This is a genomic window from Enterococcus sp. 12C11_DIV0727, from assembly GCF_002148425.2.
GTDB lineage: Bacteria > Bacillota > Bacilli > Lactobacillales > Enterococcaceae > Enterococcus_L > Enterococcus_L lemimoniae.
Genome location: NZ_CP147248.1, coordinates 2,851,523 through 2,871,054, shown reverse-complemented (window position 1 = coordinate 2,871,054; position 19,532 = coordinate 2,851,523). Strand labels below are relative to the sequence as shown.

Genomic DNA, 19,532 nt, shown 5'->3' with positions numbered 1-19,532 from the left:
GTTTTTTTACTTACGCTACATAAGCCAAACGATAAGAAACAGTTCTTCCGAATGGGAATACTTGTAGATCTTTTAATTTATCGGCTTTAAGATAGCCGATTGCGCCTTGATACAAAGGAAGTACAGCGGCGTCTTTTTCAATCAGTGTTTCTTCTAGTTCTTTCAGTTTGTCCCAGCGTTTTTCTGGTTCATTAGCTAGAGTGATTCTTGCATCATTCAACCCTTTATCATATTCTGGATTATTATAGCCTGCCGTATTCAATCCACTTTTAGAATCATAGAACTCTAAGAAATTGATTGGGTCAGCGTAATCTGGTGTCCATGTACCAAAAACTAAATCAAAGTTGCTAGCTGTTTGTAAATCTAAACGATTTTGCAGTGGTACTGATTTTAATGTAATTTTTAAACCAGGTAGATTTTGTTGTAATTGTCCTTGAACATATTCAATTGTTTTTTTAGCCAGCGCAGAATCAGCTGAAAGCAATTCTAATTCGATTTCTTCTTTGCCTAATTCTTTCTTAGCTGTTTCCCAACTTTTTTGAGCCGCTTTTAAATCAAATGGCAAGAAATCACCATTTTCTTTGCGGAAATCTTCACCATTCTCTGGATCTTTTGCAAAATCTTTAGGCACAAAACCGTTGATTGCCGTTGAACCATCACCTAAGATATCTTTTGCAAACGTATCTTTATCGATTGCTTGTAAAATCGCTTTGCGAACATTTACATTTCCCGTAACTTCACGTTTATGGTTAGGGCTCAAATATCCGACCATGGCTTTAGGCGTAAAATGTGCTTGAGGTGAATCTTTATATTGCAATGCATAAGTATCTGCTAAAACAGTATAATCCAAATCGCCTGCATCGAATAAATTTGTACCTGTACCGATTTCTTTCACAACATTAACATCGATCGTATCTAGTTTGACATTTTTTTGATCCCAATAATCTTTATTTTTTGTCAATGTCCAATTTTCTGTGTTACCGTCCCAACCAGAAATAACAAATGGACCATTTCCAACAAAATTATCCGTAGAGGTTCCATACGCATCGCCTTTTTCTTTGACGAATTTTTCGTTTTTGGGCATAAATGGTGTCCCAACTAAGACTTGAGCTAAATAAGGAATTGGATATTCCAGTGTCATTTCCAAGGTTTGATCATCGATAGCTTTTACACCAAGCTCATCTAACTTGGCTTGTCCTTCACGGATTTTTCGACCATTTTTAAAAATATCCATTTGATTACTGCTACTTGAACCAAAACTTGGATCAACAACATTTTTAAATGCAGATACAAAATCGCCAGCTATAACTGGATCGCCATTGCTCCATTTGGTTTCTTTTAGTTTGAAGGTGTAGACAAGCCCATCATCACTAACAGTTGGTTCACTTGCTGCAACTGCCAATTCTGGATCATGATTTTTATCCATTCGATAAAGACCTTCGACCACTTGACCGATCATATCTGAGCTATAAACATCTGTGTAATGAGCACTATCCAGTGTTGACAATTCGCCCCCTGAAGCAACTTTGATTACTTGCGTCTCTGCTGTTTTTCCGTCATCTTTTTTACCAGACGTATCCGTTGCCCCATTACCACCGCCACAGGCCGTTAATAACAATCCCGCCGCTAAAACAAAAACACCAAATTTTTTCTTCATTCTCTAATTCCTCCTCTTTTTTAAAGCTGAATAGAACGCTTACTTCTTGAATAGTTCTGTCAAGCTAAATACTTTATAACTCTTCAACAACATAACGAAAAACCGCCTGCTCTTGTTTTAAATGATCATAAGCAAAATCAGGATGCCACTGTACGCCTAAAAAAGCTAAACTAGGATCGGTACTTTCTACACCTTCGATGATGCCATCTTCACTAAGAGCTGTAACACTTAATTCCTCTGCTAACTCTTTTACTGCCTGAAAATGAAATGAATTAACAATTGTTTCTTTCCCATAAATTTTACGTAAAACACTTCCAGCTTCTGTCCGAATCTGATGTGTGGGAATTTCTCTAGCTATCGGTGCTTGCATGTGCGCAACAGTACTCTTGTTCAACTGACTAATATCTTGATGCAAACTCCCCCCAAGTGCTACATTGACTAACTGTAGCCCGCGACAAACTGCAAAAATAGGTTTTTTTTGCTTGATAGCTTCTTCAATCAAAGCTAATTCAAATTGATCACGTTCTTCAGATAACGACGCTTCTTCAACTTGGAGCGTTTCTCCATATAATGTGGGTGAGACATTTTGCCCACCTGCTAAAATCAACTTATCGATTTGATTTATATACTCTCTGGCTAAAATAGGCGAGCCAACTGGTAAAACTAATGGCAATCCACCAGCATTTTGAATGGCTTTTACATAGCCGCAAGGTGTGTAACTGATCGGTAAATGATACAACTTTGCTCCCGCATCATTAATCTCATTCGCTGCAATCCCTATAATTGACCGTCTCAATCAACACCACTCCTTTTTACTATCCGATAATAATTGTACATAGTTTATCAGATATATAGGTGAAAGGATAGTACAAATCAAGGCTGTGCGATAGTTTTTAACTATCACCGTTTACTTACTTTTTAAAAGTGAATAACTAATACTATTTTACCCTAAATTCATTGAATCAGTAACTTTTATGCTTAAAAGAAATTTTTTCTGAATATTCTATACAATCAACGGTTGACAGGCAGAAAAACTGGTGGTAAAGTTATAAAAAACAAAGAACAGAAGAGTACCTTTATTATTTCGTTAAAGAGAGTCTTTGGCTGGTGGAAAAAGACAGGAAAATAAAGCGAAACACATCTGGGAGTTAACTTTTTGAAAGTAGTCAGTAGGAAAGTTCGGGAGTGCCCGTTAGCGCATGGAAGTCTATGACTTCATGAGATTACCGTTGTGAGACGATAATGAAAAAAGGTGGAACCACGAATTTTACGTCCTTTAGCTTAATTGCTAGAGGACTTTTTGATGTGAATCACTGTGATTGGCCAAAGGACAGAACAGATGATGAACACTACTTGGCGACCAAAGGGAGCGAAGTTTCCTTACTAGTGAATCACCCAGCACGCTAAACTAAACAACAAATAGAAATCAACTACTTTATTGATTGAACGGCTGATACTCATAGAGTGTTGCACAATAGATGACGAATAACACTTGGCTAACAAAAGGAGCGAAGTTTCCTTACTAACATCTAAACAACAAACAGAAACAAACCATTCCAATAAAACGAACACACAATCAGAACAAGTAATCACAGACCATTTCCTGACAGAGACTTTTTTATTCGCTGAGAAAAAAAGCTGGAAACCTGTGATGAACACATCTGATTCAGTCATCTTCTGAAATAAGTAAGAAGATGCGGCTTTCTCCGTTATCAGAAAAGAATCTTTACTAACACTAAAGATTCCATGAGGTTACTATCGCGAGGTATTAACAAATTGAGGTGGAACCACGATTCTTTCGTCCTCTTGGCATACTTGCCAAGGGGACTTTTTGCATTATCTTATAACACAATATTACACGAAACAAAAAATGGAGGAGAAATTATGGAGTACATTTTAGAAATCATGCCGGCATTATTAGACGGTGCACTTATGACATTGAAAGTCTTTATTTTTACACTACTGGGATCCATTCCGCTCGGGATCATCGTTGCATTTGCTTTACAAACCAATTTTAAACCCTTGAACTTTTTGATCAATATTTATATTTGGCTAATGCGGGGAACACCTTTACTATTACAACTTATTTTTGTTTTTTATGGTTTACCCTTGATTGGAATCGTTTTTGAACGATACGATGCAGCATTATTTGCGTTTATCTTAAACTATGCGGCTTATTTTGCTGAAATTTTTAGAGGAGGAATTCAGTCAATTCCAGAAGGACAATATGAAGCAGCAAAGGTTTTACGTTTGACTCGTTTTCAAACAGTTAAAAAGATTATCTTACCTCAAGTGATCAAAGTCGTCTTGCCTTCAATTGGCAACGAAGTTATTAATTTAGTGAAAGATACTTCATTGATTTATGTACTTGGTTTAGGAGATTTATTACGAGCAGGTAAAATTGCGATGAGCCGTGATGTTAATCTATTACCATTGGTTTTAGTAGGGATTATTTATCTATTGTTAACCGCAATATTGACTTTAGCATCGAAAAAATTAGAAAAACATTATCAGTATTATAAATGAGTTGAGGATGGGGAACGTTATTACCATATAATATCCAGCTTCTCGGGCTAACCTCTCGAAAAGTTGAAAAGTACAAGGTGTAGCAAAGCGGAATGTTGTTACTTATATAAGGAGGAAAATCATGTTATTAATAAAAAATTTAACAAAAAGCTTTGACGGTCGGCGAATTATCGATCAATTAAATTTAGAAATTAAAGATGGCGAAATTTTAACTATCGTCGGACCTTCAGGTGGTGGAAAAACAACTTTGCTACGTTGTTTAGCTGGTTTAGAAACGATTGATTCTGGTGAGTTGACGATGGATGGAGTAGCCTTTAATCCTGTTGAAATGGACAATGCGGATCAAGTGGTTGGGATCGTGTTTCAGGATTTCCAATTATTCCCTCACCTTTCTGTATTAGATAATATCACCTTGGCACCGATTCTATCTCTCAAACAAACGAAAACTGAAAGTGAAGCAGAAGCACTTGATTTGCTGACAAAATTTGGGCTTAGCGGAAAAGAGTCCTTGTATCCTTATCAATTATCTGGTGGTCAAAAGCAAAGAGTCGCTCTTGCTCGCGCCCTTGCCATGAAACCAAAAGTATTGGGCTACGATGAACCAACTAGTGCACTTGATCCTGAATTGCGTCAACAAGTCGAAGAAGTGATCTTAACGCTTAAAGCTCAAGGCATGACCCAAATCGTGGTCACACATGATATGACATTCGCTGAAAATATTGCTGATAACTTATTAACAGTAAAACCTGTTCAGTAGAAAGGACAACAAACTATGAAGAAAAAAAAATATCTACTATTTACTATAGCCACTTTATTCTTTGTTCTAACAATAGCTGGCTGTGGTAGAAAAAAAACAGATACAGATCAGTGGTCTCGGATCAGTTCTGAAAAACGAGTGATCGTTGGCTTAGATGATTCGTTTGTTCCCATGGGCTTTCAAAATAAGGCGGGCGAAATCATTGGTTTTGATGTAGATTTAGCTCGAGCTGTGTTTGATTTATACGATATCACTGTTGATTTCCAGCCAATTGATTGGTCAATGAAAGAAAATGAATTACAAAATCAAACGATCGATTTGATTTGGAATGGCTATTCGAAGAGTGCTGAACGAAAAGAAAAAGTCCTTTTCAGTGATGAATATATGAAAAATGAACAAGTAGTCGTTTCGCTAAAAAAGAACAATATCAATCGTTTCGCTGATATGAAAGGAAAAATTTTAGGCGCACAAAATGGTTCTTCTGGTTATAACAGCTTTGAAGAACAACCTGAAATTTTAAAAAATTTAGTCAAAGATCAAACCGCTATTTTATATGATGGCTTTAATGAAGCTTTCATGGATTTGAAATCTGGACGAATCGATGGGTTACTGATCGATCGAGTTTATGCTAACTATTACCTTTCTCATGAAGATAATTTAGCCGATTTTTCGATTGTTAGTGGTCAATTTGAAAGTGAAGCATTTGCTGTGGGCTTGAGAAAGTCAGATAAAATAGTAGCAGATAAAATCAATATTGCTTTTGCAAAGCTTAGAGAATCCGGTAAACTGGCTGAGATCTCTAAGGAATGGTTTGGAGAAGATGTAACGAAATAAAATGATGTTCTTCAGATACAATAGTTTTTAGTTTACGTATGCTAAAATGAAAAACCCCAAGAGAAGCTCATTCTCTTGGGGTTTAATGTTTCCATACTATCGCTATTTGTACACTAATTATATTATTTTTTTAAACGATCAAAAGAGACTATTTTATTCACTAAGATACTTGCTTGTTACTTCTACCAAACGTTTTGTTTGATCTTGAATAGCAGCTTTCACTTCGGCAGCTTTCAACATATTTCCTTCACCATCAATAGATGCACTTGTTCCATAAGGATTGCCTCCTGCTGCAAAAGTTGATGGATTTACGTATCCAGCTGGTACGATAATGGCACCCCAGTGTTGCATTACTGTATAAATTCCTTGAATTACTTGCTCTTGTCCGCCATTTGGATTTTGTGCAGAAGAAAAGGCTGTTACAAATTTATTTGCTAATTTCCCTTGTGCCCAAAGACCACCTTGTAAGTCAAAGAATTGTTTTAACTGACTAGCCATTACACCAAAACGTGAAGGTGAAGAGAAGATATAAGCATCTGCCCATAATAAGTCATCACTTGTTACTTCTGGGATATCAGCACTTGCTTCAACATTTTTACGCCAAGCTGGATTTGAATCGATTGCCACATCAGGAGCTAATTCATGGACTTTTCTCAAACGAACTTCAGCACCATTTGCTTCAGCAGCTTCTTTCGCCCAGTTTACCATTTGTGTTCCTGTTCCTGTTGAACTGTAGTATGCAATTAATAATTTTGTTGTCATGTTTTTTTCCTCCAATAACTATTGGTTTCTTATCTACATTTATATACTAACAAAAAGTAAGTGAATTGACAAGCATTTTTACTTACTAAAAATAAGTTTCTTTCAAATCCCTTTGTTTCATCAACAAAAAAGCCGTAATGAGTGCTTACTCATCACGGCTTCTCTTATCTATAAGTATTGACTTTACTTTCTCCATCCCAAACGGACATGCCTTCTGACACTGAGACAACATTGTATCCATAATTTTCAAGAAATGAACAGGCATGCTCAGAACGCACGCCATGTTGGCAAATAACATAATGGGGTTGCTCCCGATCAATTTGTGACATTGCTTCTGGTAAAGTAGACAGTGGATAATTTTTGGCTGTTATAATATGACCTTCCGCAAATTCATCTACTTCTCGTACATCAATGATCGAAACTGGTTCGTTCACCGTTAATTCGATTAATTTTTTAAGTTCCTTGATTGATACTCTTTTCATCCTAGTATTATTCCCCCTGCAGCTTTTTCAATTATCCGACTATTAGCATTCAATGCTGTAATCAGTAAATTTGCCTCATTAGCAGTATACCACGGTTGACTTTTACTACAACATTTTACGTCCATTTTTTGAATTTTATAAAAAAACTTACTTCAATTTCTTGAAGTAAGCCCAATTTTGCTTAATCTTGTCTGCCATTTGCGGCAATGACCTTTTTATACCAATAAAACGACTGTTTTCTAGAGCGATCTAATGTCCCATTACCGTCATCGTCCATATCGACATAAATAAAACCATAACGTTTTTTCATTTCACCAGTTCCAGCTGAAACTAAATCAATACATCCCCAAGGCGTATACCCAATCAATTCCACACCGTCTAATTCGATTGCATCGCTCATTGCAGCGATATGTTTACTGAAGTAATCGATCCGGTAATCATCTTGGATCGTACCGTCCGTTTCAACTTGATCCACCGCACCAAAACCGTTCTCTACAACAAATAATGGTACATTATAACGATCATACAGTTTACATAAAGAAATACGCAACCCTAATGGATCAACCGCCCAACCCCAATCTGATTCTTGTAAGTATGGATTTTTAACAGCGGGCATTTGATTTCCCCCCACAAATTTGACTTCATCTGGATTAGATGCAGAAACGGTTGACATATAATAACTAAAGCCAATGTAATCAACTGTTCCAGCTTGAATAAGCTCGTCATCACCAGCCTCTTTTTTGATCACAATATTTTCCCGTTCGAATTCTTTCAGTTTATGAGCTGGATAATAGCCCTTAACTTGTATATCAATATAAAATTCTTGCTCACGATTAAATTGGATTGCTTCCATCACATCTTCTGGATTGCAGCTCATTGGATAACTTGGGATATAAGCCACCATCATTCCAATATTAAAATCCGGATTGATCGCACGACCTAATGTAACAGCTTTAGCACTTGCTACAAATAAGTGATGGGCTGCTTGATATTTTGCTTGTTTATCATTTTGATGGATACCGATTTGAGTCCAACTACGTAAAAAATTAATTTCATTAAACGTCATCCAGTATTTGACTTTATCTTTATAGCGTTTAAATAACGTTTCACAGAAAAATAAGAAGTAATCAATTACTTTTCTACTTGACCAACCATCTAGTTCATCTGCTAAATACATGGGGATATCAAAATGATTAATCGTTACGATTGGCTCAATGCCATAGCTTAATAGCTCATCAAATACTTTATCATAAAAGGCTAATCCTTTTTCATTGATTTCAGTCGTTCCTTTTGGACAAATTCTAGACCAAGCGATCGATAGTCTAAAACATTTAAACCCCATCTCTGCAAATAGAGCAATATCTTCTTTATAATGATGGTAAAAATCGGTTGCTACATGACTTGGATAGTATTGGTTAGGATCCACATACCCAACTGCCCCTTCTGGCAACGCAGCTCCCCTCGTACAGGTTTCGATCTTACCTTCTTTAGTTTTATAAGTGATCATTCTTGGTGTTGTATGGTTACCACCTGTGATTGCATCTAAAGTGCTTAACCCTTTGCCACCTGAAAGATACCCCCCTTCATATTGATTAGCAGCTGTCGCACCGCCCCATAAAAAATTGTCTGGAAATACTGATTTACTCATTGATCATTTCTCCTTATCTAATAAACTAGCTGCTTCCTCATCAAGAATAATTGTCAAATGCGGATGCATTTTCAAAATAGAAGCAGGGATTTCATCAGTGATTGCGCCTTCAATAAACGCTTTCATAATTTTCGCTTTTTTTGTACCACTAGCAAAAAGAATCAAGTGTCTTGCAGCCATCACACTTCTAGGTCCCATTGTAACATAAAAATCTGGTGTTTCAGCACGATCTTCAAAATGCGGAGCAATCCGTTCTTTCATCGCTTCATCACAAATAACTTTCGTTGTAAAATCAGTAAACTTAGTTGTTCCAGGCAAGTTTCCACAATAGTGTCCATCTGAACCAATTCCTAATAAAATTGCATCTAAACCACCAGCAGCCTCAATTCGTTCATCTTGCTTTTCATAATTTTCTCCATCTAAAATATGGATTTGATCCTCTGAAATCCCTGCAGGATCAAAGTATAATTCTCTTAGATCTCCGATCGTTACTCCTTCACGTATCCCTGATTTATAAGGGATTTCATCAAAATTATAGTAGTGTACATTAGAAAAATAATCTTTATTTTTCACTTCCGCAACCAGTTTTTCATACATCCCAATCGGTGTAGTCCCAGCTGTAATAGCTAAATTCACCCGTTCATGACGTTGAAACATTTCTCCTATCAACATTTGTGCTGCAACTTTACTTAATTCATCATAATTTTTTACTGTAATAATTTTCATATTATTTCCTCCTAAATTTAAAAGCGTAGCGGGCTCGTTAAGCCTCGACAGAAAAATTGGAAAATATGAGGGTGACGTTCTTTGTCACAATCAGATTTTATCTTTTTTTCCGAGAGGCTAGCCCGTGAAGCTAGATAACATTAAAAGCGTAGCGGGCTCGTTCAGCTCTGACAGGAAAATAGGAAAAATCGATTGTGGTGCTCTTTACCACAAACTATTTTTATCTTTTTCCCGAAGAGCTAGCCCATGTAGCTAGATAACTATAAAAGCGGAACAAATCGTTTAATCCTGTAGAAAATTAGGAAATTGGCATTGAAACGTTCTTTGTTTCACTGACAATTTATCTATTTTCCTAAGGATTGATTTGTGCAGCTAGATAACATATGGTAACATCGTTCCGCTCCACTTCACCTTGTCCTTTTCCACATCTTTTTCCCACTTACTCCAAAACTAAATCTACCTCATCCTCAGCATGCGATAGTCCAGGCACAATCGTGATCAACGTCTCTTCTTCCGTTATCTTTTTTTGATCATCAAGTGCCAAAACAGATAAATACTCATCCGAGTTTGTAACAACAACTATCACACTGATATCGTACCCTAATTCGCTGATTTTCTTACGGTCAAATTGAATCAGAGGCGTTCCTACATGAACTGTTTGTCCTTGTTTACACAATAACTCAAAGTGCTCTCCTTCCAGCTCCACCGTGTCTAACCCTACATGGATCAATAGTTCGATCCCCTCTTTTGTCGTTAAACCAATAGCATGTTTTGTCTTAAAAGCGATTGTGACTATACCGTCGATCGGCGAGACGATTCTATCTTCATCCGGCATAATCGCAATTCCTTTGCCAACGAGTTCTTTTGAAAATGTTTGATCTGCAACATCACTAATTGGATATACAGTACCTGAAACTGGAGTCCCAATTGTTACAACATTTTGTCCCTTCTCAATCTGCCCTTCTTTCACCTTACTTGTTTCAGGTTGATCATCGATTTTAAGGATACTCTTGGCTAATAAAAACGTAATGAGGAAAGTAGCAATCAACGTAACAATCAAACCAATAATAAATCCCGCTGCCCCATCATTCAGAAAAACTGGAATAGACAGAACACTTGGCATTACCGGTGCCATCGATTTCGCCCCTAAAAGAGCCCCAACAGCACCACCGATTCCACCACCTAAAGACGCACCGACAAAAGCAGCTTTATACTTTACTAAAACACCATATAAAGCAGGTTCAGTAATTCCAAGATAACCTGAAACCGTTGAAGACAATGCTACTTGTTTCATTTTTTTATTTGAAATCAAGAAATATATAGCAAAAGCAGCCGTAGCTTGAGCCATTGTGCTCATAAAATTCATTGGTCCCATTGTAGAATAGCCATAAGTTGCGATTTGCTGTTGCGTGATTGGACGAATCGCATGATGCATCCCCATTAAGACTAGTAACGGTCGACTTGCACCAATCACAAACCCGGATACTAATGGTGAAAAATTGATCAATGCTTCAATTCCTAGGGCAATATATTCCCCGACATAAAAACCAATCGGTGCTAAAACGACTAGCATCACTGGAACCATCAGGAGCAACGTAAGCAATGGTGTAAAAATCACTGTAATCATACTTGGAATCACTTTTTCAAAGAAACGATAAACATAACTCAATAGCCAAACCGCCAAAATAATCGGTAAAATCGAACTGCTGTAATTGACAACTGGAACAGGTAAGAAACCTAAAAACTGAACATTGGTCATCTCACCTGCAAGCGCCGCATTAAGCAATGTTGGATACATCAAAACTCCCGCCAAACTTAATGCCATGTACTCATTCGTTTTAAATCTACGTGCACTGCTCACCGCTAATAGAAATGGGAAAAAATAAAACATTGCATCCCCAGTCATATTTAGTACAAACATCGTACCACTTTCTGGATCAGCCCACCCTAGACTAGTCAGCATAAATAAGAATCCTTTTAGCATCCCTCCGCCTACAATTGGCGCCAAACTGGGAACAAGAATCGCTGATAAGGTATTGATCAAACGGTTTAATAAAGAATCTTTTTCTCCACTCGTCTCTTCTTGCGCATCATAGTCATCTAGACGAGGCAAAATTTTGATAATTTCAGCGTAGACTTTTCCGACTTTTCCGCCAATGATTACTTGATATTGTCCGCCCTGTCTTTGAACCCCCATCACTCCATCAAGTTCTTCAAGCGCTTTTGTTTGTGCTTTAGATTCATTTTTTAAATTGAACCGTAGTCTTGTGACACAATGAGTCAAGCTGTTGATATTCTCATCACCGCCCACAAGTGTAATGATTTTCTTGGCTAAATCCTGCATATTTTCTCCTCTTTTCTACTCAATAGTTTCTTTATATCCAACACTTTCATAAAAAAACAAAACCTGTTCAAAAAAACTATTTTCTTTAGAAAATAATCTTTTTCAAACAGGTTTTGCCAGCCAAACTGTAACGAATCCTTGTATTGATATTTACGAATGCAACAAGCGGACCAAATGCAATGTTAAGTACAACTGTTCATCAAAGGTAGCTTGTTTATTGTAGCGTTCTTCTAAATAATTGCTAATTTTCAAACTGCATTTGAATTCTTTTGGGTATTTCTTTTTAACAGTCAAAACGATTTCCTCATTATCAAGTGGATTCATCGTTTCTTGTGTATTCAAACGCATTAAATAGTAACGTAAATGATTTAAGAAACGCTGATAGTTGATTGAAGTTTCGTCTAACTCTACTTGAAAGTAGTACCGAACGAGCTGTGTAATATCCCCCATCGCTTCCATATAATCCATAGTTGTCTCCATTGACTCTTGATCAAATTGATAATTCACAAAATGCATCGCGATAAAGATAGCTTCTGATTCGGCTAAAACAATCTCTTTTTCTTCCTTTATTAAGCTGATTGCCTGCAAACCAACTTCAACTTCTTTTGGATAAAATTGTTTGATCTCCCATTCGATTGGACTACGAATTCTCAAGTTTTCTTCATGCCGCTTAAAAGCAAATAATAGATGATCCAATAAACTAAATAAAATAACTGGGTTGATTGTTCTACCTAGCTCAGCTTCACCAATTTTAACTATTTTCTCTACCAATAAAATCTCTTCAAAACTTGCTTCATTCAATAAAACAGCCATTTGCTTAACACTCATTTTTTCAGTAGGCAGATAGATTTTTTGAATCAGTGTTGTGTCTATAGGATCATTAGGATATACCTGAAAGCCTAAGCCTTTACCAACAACGATCACTTCTAATTCGCCATCCATAGCTAATACAACATTATTATTGATCCGTTTTTTTATATGCATGTTCCACCTCCATTCTAAAAGCTGAACGAGCTCGTGAAGCTAGATAATTCTAAAAACGTAATACTAAACCACGAAGTCAGATAATTGAAACAGTAACAACATAAAATAAGAAAAACCATAACATAGCAAGAACGATAAAAAAACGATTTTATCATCTTTACTATATTATGGTTATGCCTGAAAAAATCAGTAACAATTCCATCAACTACACTAAATATAGCACAACAAGAAAACGCTGTCAATTCCTTTTTTACTACTTTTATTGTTGAAATGCAATTGAAAGAACTTCACTATCTACTCTGAAAAAAGCCAGCCACAATCCTTCAATTCTTAGCACTCAGAAAGAGTAGTAGTTCTCTCTGCTCCCACCATTTCTTCGAATACTAAGAGCCTAAAGCATAACTTTTGGAGTTACGCTTTAGGCTCTTCATCATTTATGAGTAGTTTTTCTATGTGCTTCCCATCTATTAAGTAGTAAATAAATCAATAGCAATAATAACCCAATGGGCGTGATCACTTCTATAATACTACCTGTACTTGGAAATTCTCTTAGTCCTATGTGTGTTTGTTTCGGCTGTGCTAATTTTTGATTTGGTTCTGATTCGATTTCTTTTGGCGGTTGTGGCTGCGCATTCGTTTTATTTCCACCGATTTGCCCATTCACTTCAACTTCCGCTGAAACAGCATAGATAGCTTCTTGATGAAAACCAATTCCCACAATCAAAAGAATGAGCATAATGATGTGACAACTAAATTGCTTCATTGTTTATCACAGTCCTTTATTGAATTATGGTGTTACACCAAGTGTCGTCCCATCTTTTTGGATCGATGTGAATTTTAATGTCAATGTGTAGTTTTCTGCTGTCGTGTTTTGCTCAACATTTGCTGGTAAATCAGCAACCGTTGTACCTGTATAGTAGAATTTTGCAGTGTTAGCATACGCAGAGGCAGCATCTGTATCAATATTTAAACGTCCATCTTTATTAGCTAAACGCATCCAAACAGGTGCACTTGTCAAATCTGCTAATGCATTGCTCTCAACTAAATTAGTTGCTGTAGGGGCCGCAACTAAACCACTACCTTTAGCATTGATTGTTAGGGTGTCGACATATTTGGGTGTTCCCACCATTTTATTCAAGGTCACAGCAACACCACGACCTGAATTATTTGTAATGCTATAATCAGCGGACTCAATGTTTTTATGTGCGCTTGCAGTTGTTGTATGGAATGCAGTTGTTGTATCCACTGTAACATTGATCCATTCATCAGACCCTTCTGGAATGTTTGTATCTGGATCTGTATTATCTAATTTACCAATCGTTCCATTGATAATAACATCTGCTGAGTTTTCTCCATCGATTGTTTCAGCTGAAGCTAGTTGTGTTAATCCTGATATGCTTAGACCTAGCATCATTGCAGTAAGTAAAAAATTCGTTTTTTTCATATTATTTCTCCCTCTATGTGTTAGATGATTTATTTTTAACAGAAAACCTGCTAAATAACGATATTAGTTGTTGACACGAATTGTAATTCCAGCTTGTACTTGTCCACGTTTTTCAGTTGTTTTTGCATCATAGATGTCAAATGTGGCCGTTGCTGGATGATCTCCTTGAGCAAGTTTTTTATCCAGTTTTGCTCCATTTATTTCATAACCTGGTTGAATTGCGCCAGATGAATAAATCTGTTCATTATTACTGTCTAAACGAATCACCACATTGATTGGATAGCCGTTTTCAACTGGATTTTGAATATATAGACTACCTTCACTGTCACCAGTCTCAAAGACAGCTTCTGATTTGATGACCATATTGAACTTACTCGCATCAACTGCTTTTTGTTCAGCCTCTTTTACTTCCTTGTCGTTCATTTTCTTAGCACCTTTTGTATCAGGCAAGTAATCTCCGGAAACGACTTGAACTGGTTCTGTTTTTGTTGAAAAATAATAATATAAGCCACCTGCTGAAACAGCTAACAAGAGTAGTAAAAGTATGAGCAGTAATCGTTTCTTTTTCTTTTTTTCTTCATCAGTTTGAGTTGTTTTATCCATAGAATCCCTCTCATTCTTCATTTTTTTCAACTTTAAACGTCATCTTATACGATGGAAATATCGCTTGTTTCGTTGGGTTAAAATACTTTCCTCTAAGCGTCAGATTTTTTTGTTCATTGGCATTCAATGTACCGATCGATAAAGGATTGCTTGTTAAATCACTCGTTAAAAAAAGTGGGGCTGCTTGATCATTATTGATCAGCATTTGTAAAGCAAGTTCATTTTGCCCAGCATTTCCAGAAAGACTGTTCAATAGTAGCAACTGATCAGCATCTTTATTTTCTTTAATTAGATTTGTTATTGATATCTTTGTATCTGTATTTCCTTTATTTATAACCTGATAATCTCCAGATGATAATTCACCTGCTTGAGCTGTGCCAAGATCTTTATTCTGTGTCTGAAAAGCCATTTCGATCGGTACTTCAACTTTGATGATTTCCGTTACTGTTTGAAATTCAGTCAAAGGCGTCATCGCCAAGATAACTTCTTCACCAGAAATGCCAATGACTCTTAACCGAACATAGTACGTGACGTCACCAACTAATCCTTTTAATTTGGTTGAGAATTTTTGGTTTTTGTCGCCTGAAAGATCTGCAAATTGGGATTTTGTTTCCTGAGCTGGAAAGTCTTTATTTTGGCTATACTCAACCTTGACTTGTTGATAAACACCGCCATAATAGGCTGGTTGACCAGGAATAGCACCATCTTCTCCATTTGAATAATCGGTCCATTGTCCCGTATCGCTAGCTAGTTCGCCATTAATGAATGCTGAAGTCGTAGTAACATCTGCCGTGATTTTTTTTAGTTGAGGCTTCGTAACAAACTGCTCAGAATCAGAAAACTCACTTGCACCAGCTTGATTGATAACAACCATTTGCGCCCAATACGTAGTATTCGGGTTTAAATCAGCAATCGTTACCTTATAAGTTGAATTAAGTCTGGTATTTTCTTGCTCGGTAAAGTCATCCAACGTCACAATGTGCTTAGCTTTGCCCAAATCATTCGTATCTTCTTGTGCAGTAAACAAGAAAAATTTCACTTCTGTCGCCGCGCTGCCATTGTTTATTGATGAACCGTATAGTGAAACTGACGTATCTGTTTCATCAGCCGCAGTCAAGCCTAATTGATCCGGAACTTCCATAAATTCACTAAAAACAAGTTTCTTAGCCCCGTTTAAAGCACTAATTTCTTGTGCAGTAAAAGGATCTGGCGAACTAGCGATATTGCTAAAGTTACTTCCTTGGACACTTAAATCAGAAGCACTTTTAAATAGTTCTTGTGTGGGCGTGTTATTCTCTTTACTTGAAAATGTCTCAATTTTTTGTAAGTAATTACTTGTAAATGACAAATTATTAGCACCACTAGCACCATTAAGTCCCAAAGTTCCAGGACTTGTACCAGCAAATGAAGCTTGTTTGACTTTGTTCATATTAACTGCAAAAGAGCTGGAAGCAGATGATGAAAAGACACTGCCATTTGCGACATCTATTGAAACATCTGCATTTTCACCAATTGTCATACCACCATTAGCCGTATAAAGATTAATAGGCAATGGTAATGTAAAATTCACTTGCGAATTCTCTTTAAAATCAAACGTAATTGGTTGTGTTAGGTTGGCGGCAAAAAATCGGTTTCTTGAACTTGTTGACGCTAACGTAACTTTGTCCAAATTGAAAACACTATTTTTTTCAACAATATAACTCGGAGATAGTGTTCCATACATAACGTTTCCATTCGTTTGTATATCTAGTTGAGCATTTTCTTTCACTACGATTTGAGAAGTTCCCGCATGCGGATTAGCAGCAGCATTACCATTCGACCAAATAAATGCTTCTGTCGTCCCTGAATGTTTGATTGATGTATGACCACTTTGAATTTCTACATAATTTATTTCTGCCCATTCTTGGGAATATGTACTTGTGCCTCTTTGGTCAATCGTATTTTGCCCGCGCATGATGACCGATCCATTTACGTTGTATATCATTTGCCCGTTTGTAGAATAATAATCAACCCTGTCAAAGATAAAAGTCATATTAGCTGCCGATCCACCGGAGATAATTCCGTAATAGCCTACTGCACCTGAGCCATCGCTATTACCAAATTGTGTGTTACGAATCTCAATTACAGCATTTGCTTGATTTGCATAAAAACCGCTTGCAGATGAGCCACCTTTATTATATGTAATAATGTGATTTGCCCCATCAATAATCATCTTATCTTTAAGCTGAAAACCAGTTGAGCCTAAGTCAATATCATTTGTTAAACGAAAATTTAGTTTTTGGCTGTCTTTTAAATATTCGGTCAATGTAGCTACCGAATCAACTAGCCAGAAGCCATCTTCGGCTTGTGAAGCGACCTTCAAAGCTCTGTTTTTAACTGTTTTAGGTTCATCTTCATTTGTTCTATTTTTTATATCAATAGTATCTGTTATTTTTTCATTTTCAGTACTATCCGTTTCTTCGGTGATGGAATCCTGTATAATTGAAGAATCTACAGTTTCGACTTCCGTAGAATCTGATGATAAGTCGGACTCAGTTGTCTCAGTCGTTTTTGAAGTCTCCTCAACCGATTGACTAGTTCCCATGGCATAGGACCAATCATTCGGAAAAATTATTAAAATAATTAAACAAGTAAATATCAAATGATTAATTTTTTTCATGACAGTCCTCCCAGCAATTTTATAGAAACTAAAACAAACATTTTTTGATAATGCTTTATTATTGTATTGCAATTCATGGCCAATTTCAATTTAATAGTACTAATTTTTATATTTCATTTATTTTATATTCAAATTATAGTAAACAATTTCAATCTTTTGATTTCTTTTTCCCACATTTATAAGGAATTGTTCGCTAACTCACACTTATTAAGTTTTTATAAAGTTCTCCGATTCATTCTTTATTTTTTTATATTTTCATGTTCTTTTTCTTAATTCCTTGGCACTAACTGGTGAAGAATGAGACAAAATATAGACGCTGTTTTATCTCATTCTTCCCTTTTTAGATTATATTGTTACTCTTACATCGTCACATCCATATATTTTCCTATCTCTTTTCTGATCTTACACTGGTCGACAATTAAAAATGTTTCAAACATTTTTTGAAGAAAGAAACGATCATGTGACACTACCAACATAGTTCCCTTAAACTCTTCTAAAATCTCTTCAATCTCTTCTCTTGTTTCAATATCTAAATGATTAGTAGGTTCATCCAACAATAAAAAATTGACCTCTTTATGCATTAGTTTCGCTAGCTCTAAGCGGATTTTCTCACCACCGCTTAAAAAACGAACTTGTTTCATTACGTCTTCACTATAAAAAGAGTACCTCGCTAACACTTGGCGACTGGTTTGTTCTCCTAATGAGCAAGCTTGACTGAAGAACTGCAAGACTGTTTGGCTAGGTGTTTTATACTCAATTACTTGAGGTAAATACCCAATTTGAAGATTTGTCCCCTGTTTGATTTCACCACTATCGAAAGCCTCTATTTTTAAGGCAAGTTTCAACAACGTGCTTTTACCAACACCGTTTTCGCCTATGATTGCAGAATGTTCTTGCCAGAATAATGAAAAATCGATCTTATCAAATAATAAGCGGTCCGAATAATACTTGCTAACTTCCTTAAATTGAAGAACCTCTTTACCTGATCGGTTACTTTCTTTGAATTTTTTACTTACTTTACTTGATTCATCTTTAGGCTTAGGAATTTTTTGAATTTTTTCTAAGCGTTTCTCTAACTGTTTGGCCTTTTTGAAGAATTTTTCATTATCTCCTTCATGCCCCCATTGTCGAAAACGCCGAATTGCTAATTTCAATTTTTTGATTTCTTTTTGTTGTTCTGCAAAATCTTTTCTTATTTTTTCTAGTTGCTCATTTTTTTGCTTTTTATAGATAGAATAGTTTCCTTTATACTCTTGAATACGCCCATCTTCCAATTCAACAATTTTTTCTACCGTATGATCCAAAAATAAGCGGTCATGTGAAACAATCAAATAAGCCGTTTTTTCATGTGATAAATAACCCTCTAGCCAAGTAATTCTTTTAGCATCCAAATGATTTGTTGGCTCATCCAATAGGACAAGATCATTTTCCTGTAATAAAATTCTAGCTAAATTGACGATAGTCTGTTCCCCACCGCTTAATTCCGAAAGTTTTTTTGATAGCAAGTACTTAATCATTAAACCATTCGCAATCATCTCTAATTTGTTTTCCATTTCATATCCACCGGCTTGTTGAAATTCTTCTTGCTTTTGCCCATAGTGAACGAGTACTTTTTCTAGTTCTATCTCTGAGCTAATCATTTGTTCTTCTAAATGTGTTAATTGTTTTTGAAGCGAATTTAGCACTGTAAACGTCTCTAACAGATACTCTTTTACACACTGTTCACTTGCTTTTGGCATTTGAGCCAAATAACCAATCCGCCCATGCTTTTTACAACTGACGGTTCCTGAGTCAACTGTTTCAAGTCCTGTAATGATTTTCAAAATAGTCGACTTACCGGAGCCATTTACACCGATCAACCCTATTTTTTCTCCCTGATTTATTTGTAGATTTAATGATTCAAATAGTGGGATAGTTCCATAATTCTTAGTTATTTTTTGTAATTGTACTAACATATACTCCTCTTTCTGCCACTCAGACAGATCGATAAAAATAGCTTGGTTCTGTTTTTAAACGACACTTTATTTACTTTTTAGCGTAAGCAAAAAGGCTGAACAAAGTTCTTCGCTCAACCTTCATTATTTACTGTTCGTTAATTATTTAATG

General features: G+C 36.2%; 16 protein-coding genes and 2 other annotated features. Of the genes, 3 read left to right on the top strand and 13 right to left on the bottom strand.

Annotated features, from left to right (window positions below):
- Window positions 1-10: 10 nt before the first annotated feature.
- Complete coding sequence (locus A5866_RS13620; RefSeq protein ID WP_086281780.1) at window positions 11-1,657, bottom strand: peptide ABC transporter substrate-binding protein; 1,647 nt, start codon at window positions 1,655-1,657, stop codon at window positions 11-13.
- Window positions 1,658-1,730: 73 nt separating this feature from the next.
- Window positions 1,731-2,453 (bottom strand): gamma-glutamyl-gamma-aminobutyrate hydrolase family protein, encoded by a 723-nt coding sequence (locus tag A5866_RS13615; RefSeq protein ID WP_086445119.1) that lies wholly within the window; start codon window positions 2,451-2,453, stop codon window positions 1,731-1,733.
- Window positions 2,454-2,706: 253 nt separating this feature from the next.
- Window positions 2,707-2,937, top strand: a binding site (T-box leader).
- Window positions 2,938-3,226: 289 nt separating this feature from the next.
- Window positions 3,227-3,466: a binding site (T-box leader), on the top strand.
- Between the two features lie 75 nt (window positions 3,467-3,541).
- On the opposite strand from A5866_RS13615, the gene A5866_RS13610 reads away from it, so the two are divergent.
- The 3 genes from A5866_RS13610 (at window position 3,542) to A5866_RS13600 (ending at window position 5,774) form a co-directional block, all read left to right on the top strand.
- On the top strand, window positions 3,542-4,183 hold the full coding sequence (locus tag A5866_RS13610) for an amino acid ABC transporter permease (RefSeq protein ID WP_086281778.1): 642 nt from the start codon (window positions 3,542-3,544) through the stop codon (window positions 4,181-4,183).
- A 121-nt stretch (window positions 4,184-4,304) separates the two neighbouring features.
- Window positions 4,305-4,940: an amino acid ABC transporter ATP-binding protein gene (locus A5866_RS13605; protein WP_086281777.1), complete on the top strand. Its 636-nt coding sequence runs from the start codon at window positions 4,305-4,307 to the stop codon at window positions 4,938-4,940.
- A gap of 15 nt (window positions 4,941-4,955) precedes the next feature.
- Window positions 4,956-5,774, top strand: a complete 819-nt coding sequence (locus A5866_RS13600; RefSeq protein WP_086281776.1) for an amino acid ABC transporter substrate-binding protein — start codon at window positions 4,956-4,958, stop codon at window positions 5,772-5,774.
- A gap of 153 nt (window positions 5,775-5,927) precedes the next feature.
- Here the strand turns inward: A5866_RS13600 and wrbA are convergent, their stop codons facing one another.
- From wrbA to abc-f, 11 genes are all read right to left on the bottom strand, one after another.
- Window positions 5,928-6,536 carry an NAD(P)H:quinone oxidoreductase type IV gene (wrbA, locus tag A5866_RS13595; protein ID WP_086445120.1) on the bottom strand — a complete coding sequence of 203 codons (609 nt, stop codon included), beginning with the start codon at window positions 6,534-6,536 and terminating at the stop codon, window positions 5,928-5,930.
- A gap of 164 nt (window positions 6,537-6,700) precedes the next feature.
- A complete protein-coding gene (locus A5866_RS13590; RefSeq protein ID WP_086281774.1) occupies window positions 6,701-7,018 on the bottom strand; it encodes a rhodanese-like domain-containing protein in 318 nt (105 codons plus the stop codon).
- Window positions 7,019-7,199: 181 nt separating this feature from the next.
- Entirely contained in the window at window positions 7,200-8,666 is a 1,467-nt protein-coding gene (locus A5866_RS13585; protein WP_086445121.1) for a glycoside hydrolase family 1 protein, read from the bottom strand.
- Window positions 8,667-8,669: 3 nt separating this feature from the next.
- Window positions 8,670-9,392, bottom strand: a complete 723-nt coding sequence (locus A5866_RS13580; RefSeq protein ID WP_086445122.1) for a glucosamine-6-phosphate deaminase — start codon at window positions 9,390-9,392, stop codon at window positions 8,670-8,672.
- Window positions 9,393-9,831: 439 nt separating this feature from the next.
- Window positions 9,832-11,736, bottom strand: a complete 1,905-nt coding sequence (locus A5866_RS13575) for a beta-glucoside-specific PTS transporter subunit IIABC (RefSeq protein WP_086445123.1) — start codon at window positions 11,734-11,736, stop codon at window positions 9,832-9,834.
- Window positions 11,737-11,886: 150 nt separating this feature from the next.
- Entirely contained in the window at window positions 11,887-12,720 is an 834-nt protein-coding gene (locus tag A5866_RS13570) for a PRD domain-containing protein (protein ID WP_086281770.1), read from the bottom strand.
- Between the two features lie 430 nt (window positions 12,721-13,150).
- Complete coding sequence (locus A5866_RS13565) at window positions 13,151-13,483, bottom strand: hypothetical protein (protein WP_086281769.1); 333 nt, start codon at window positions 13,481-13,483, stop codon at window positions 13,151-13,153.
- A gap of 24 nt (window positions 13,484-13,507) precedes the next feature.
- Complete coding sequence (locus tag A5866_RS13560; protein ID WP_086281768.1) at window positions 13,508-14,164, bottom strand: hypothetical protein; 657 nt, start codon at window positions 14,162-14,164, stop codon at window positions 13,508-13,510.
- 63 nt (window positions 14,165-14,227) lie between these two features.
- A complete protein-coding gene (locus tag A5866_RS13555) occupies window positions 14,228-14,767 on the bottom strand; it encodes a hypothetical protein (RefSeq protein ID WP_086281767.1) in 540 nt (179 codons plus the stop codon).
- 10 nt (window positions 14,768-14,777) lie between these two features.
- Window positions 14,778-17,426: a fibronectin type III domain-containing protein gene (locus A5866_RS13550; RefSeq protein ID WP_086445124.1), complete on the bottom strand. Its 2,649-nt coding sequence runs from the start codon at window positions 17,424-17,426 to the stop codon at window positions 14,778-14,780.
- Window positions 17,427-17,785: 359 nt separating this feature from the next.
- Window positions 17,786-19,381: a ribosomal protection-like ABC-F family protein gene (abc-f, locus tag A5866_RS13545; RefSeq protein ID WP_086445125.1), complete on the bottom strand. Its 1,596-nt coding sequence runs from the start codon at window positions 19,379-19,381 to the stop codon at window positions 17,786-17,788.
- Window positions 19,382-19,532 lie beyond the last annotated feature (151 nt).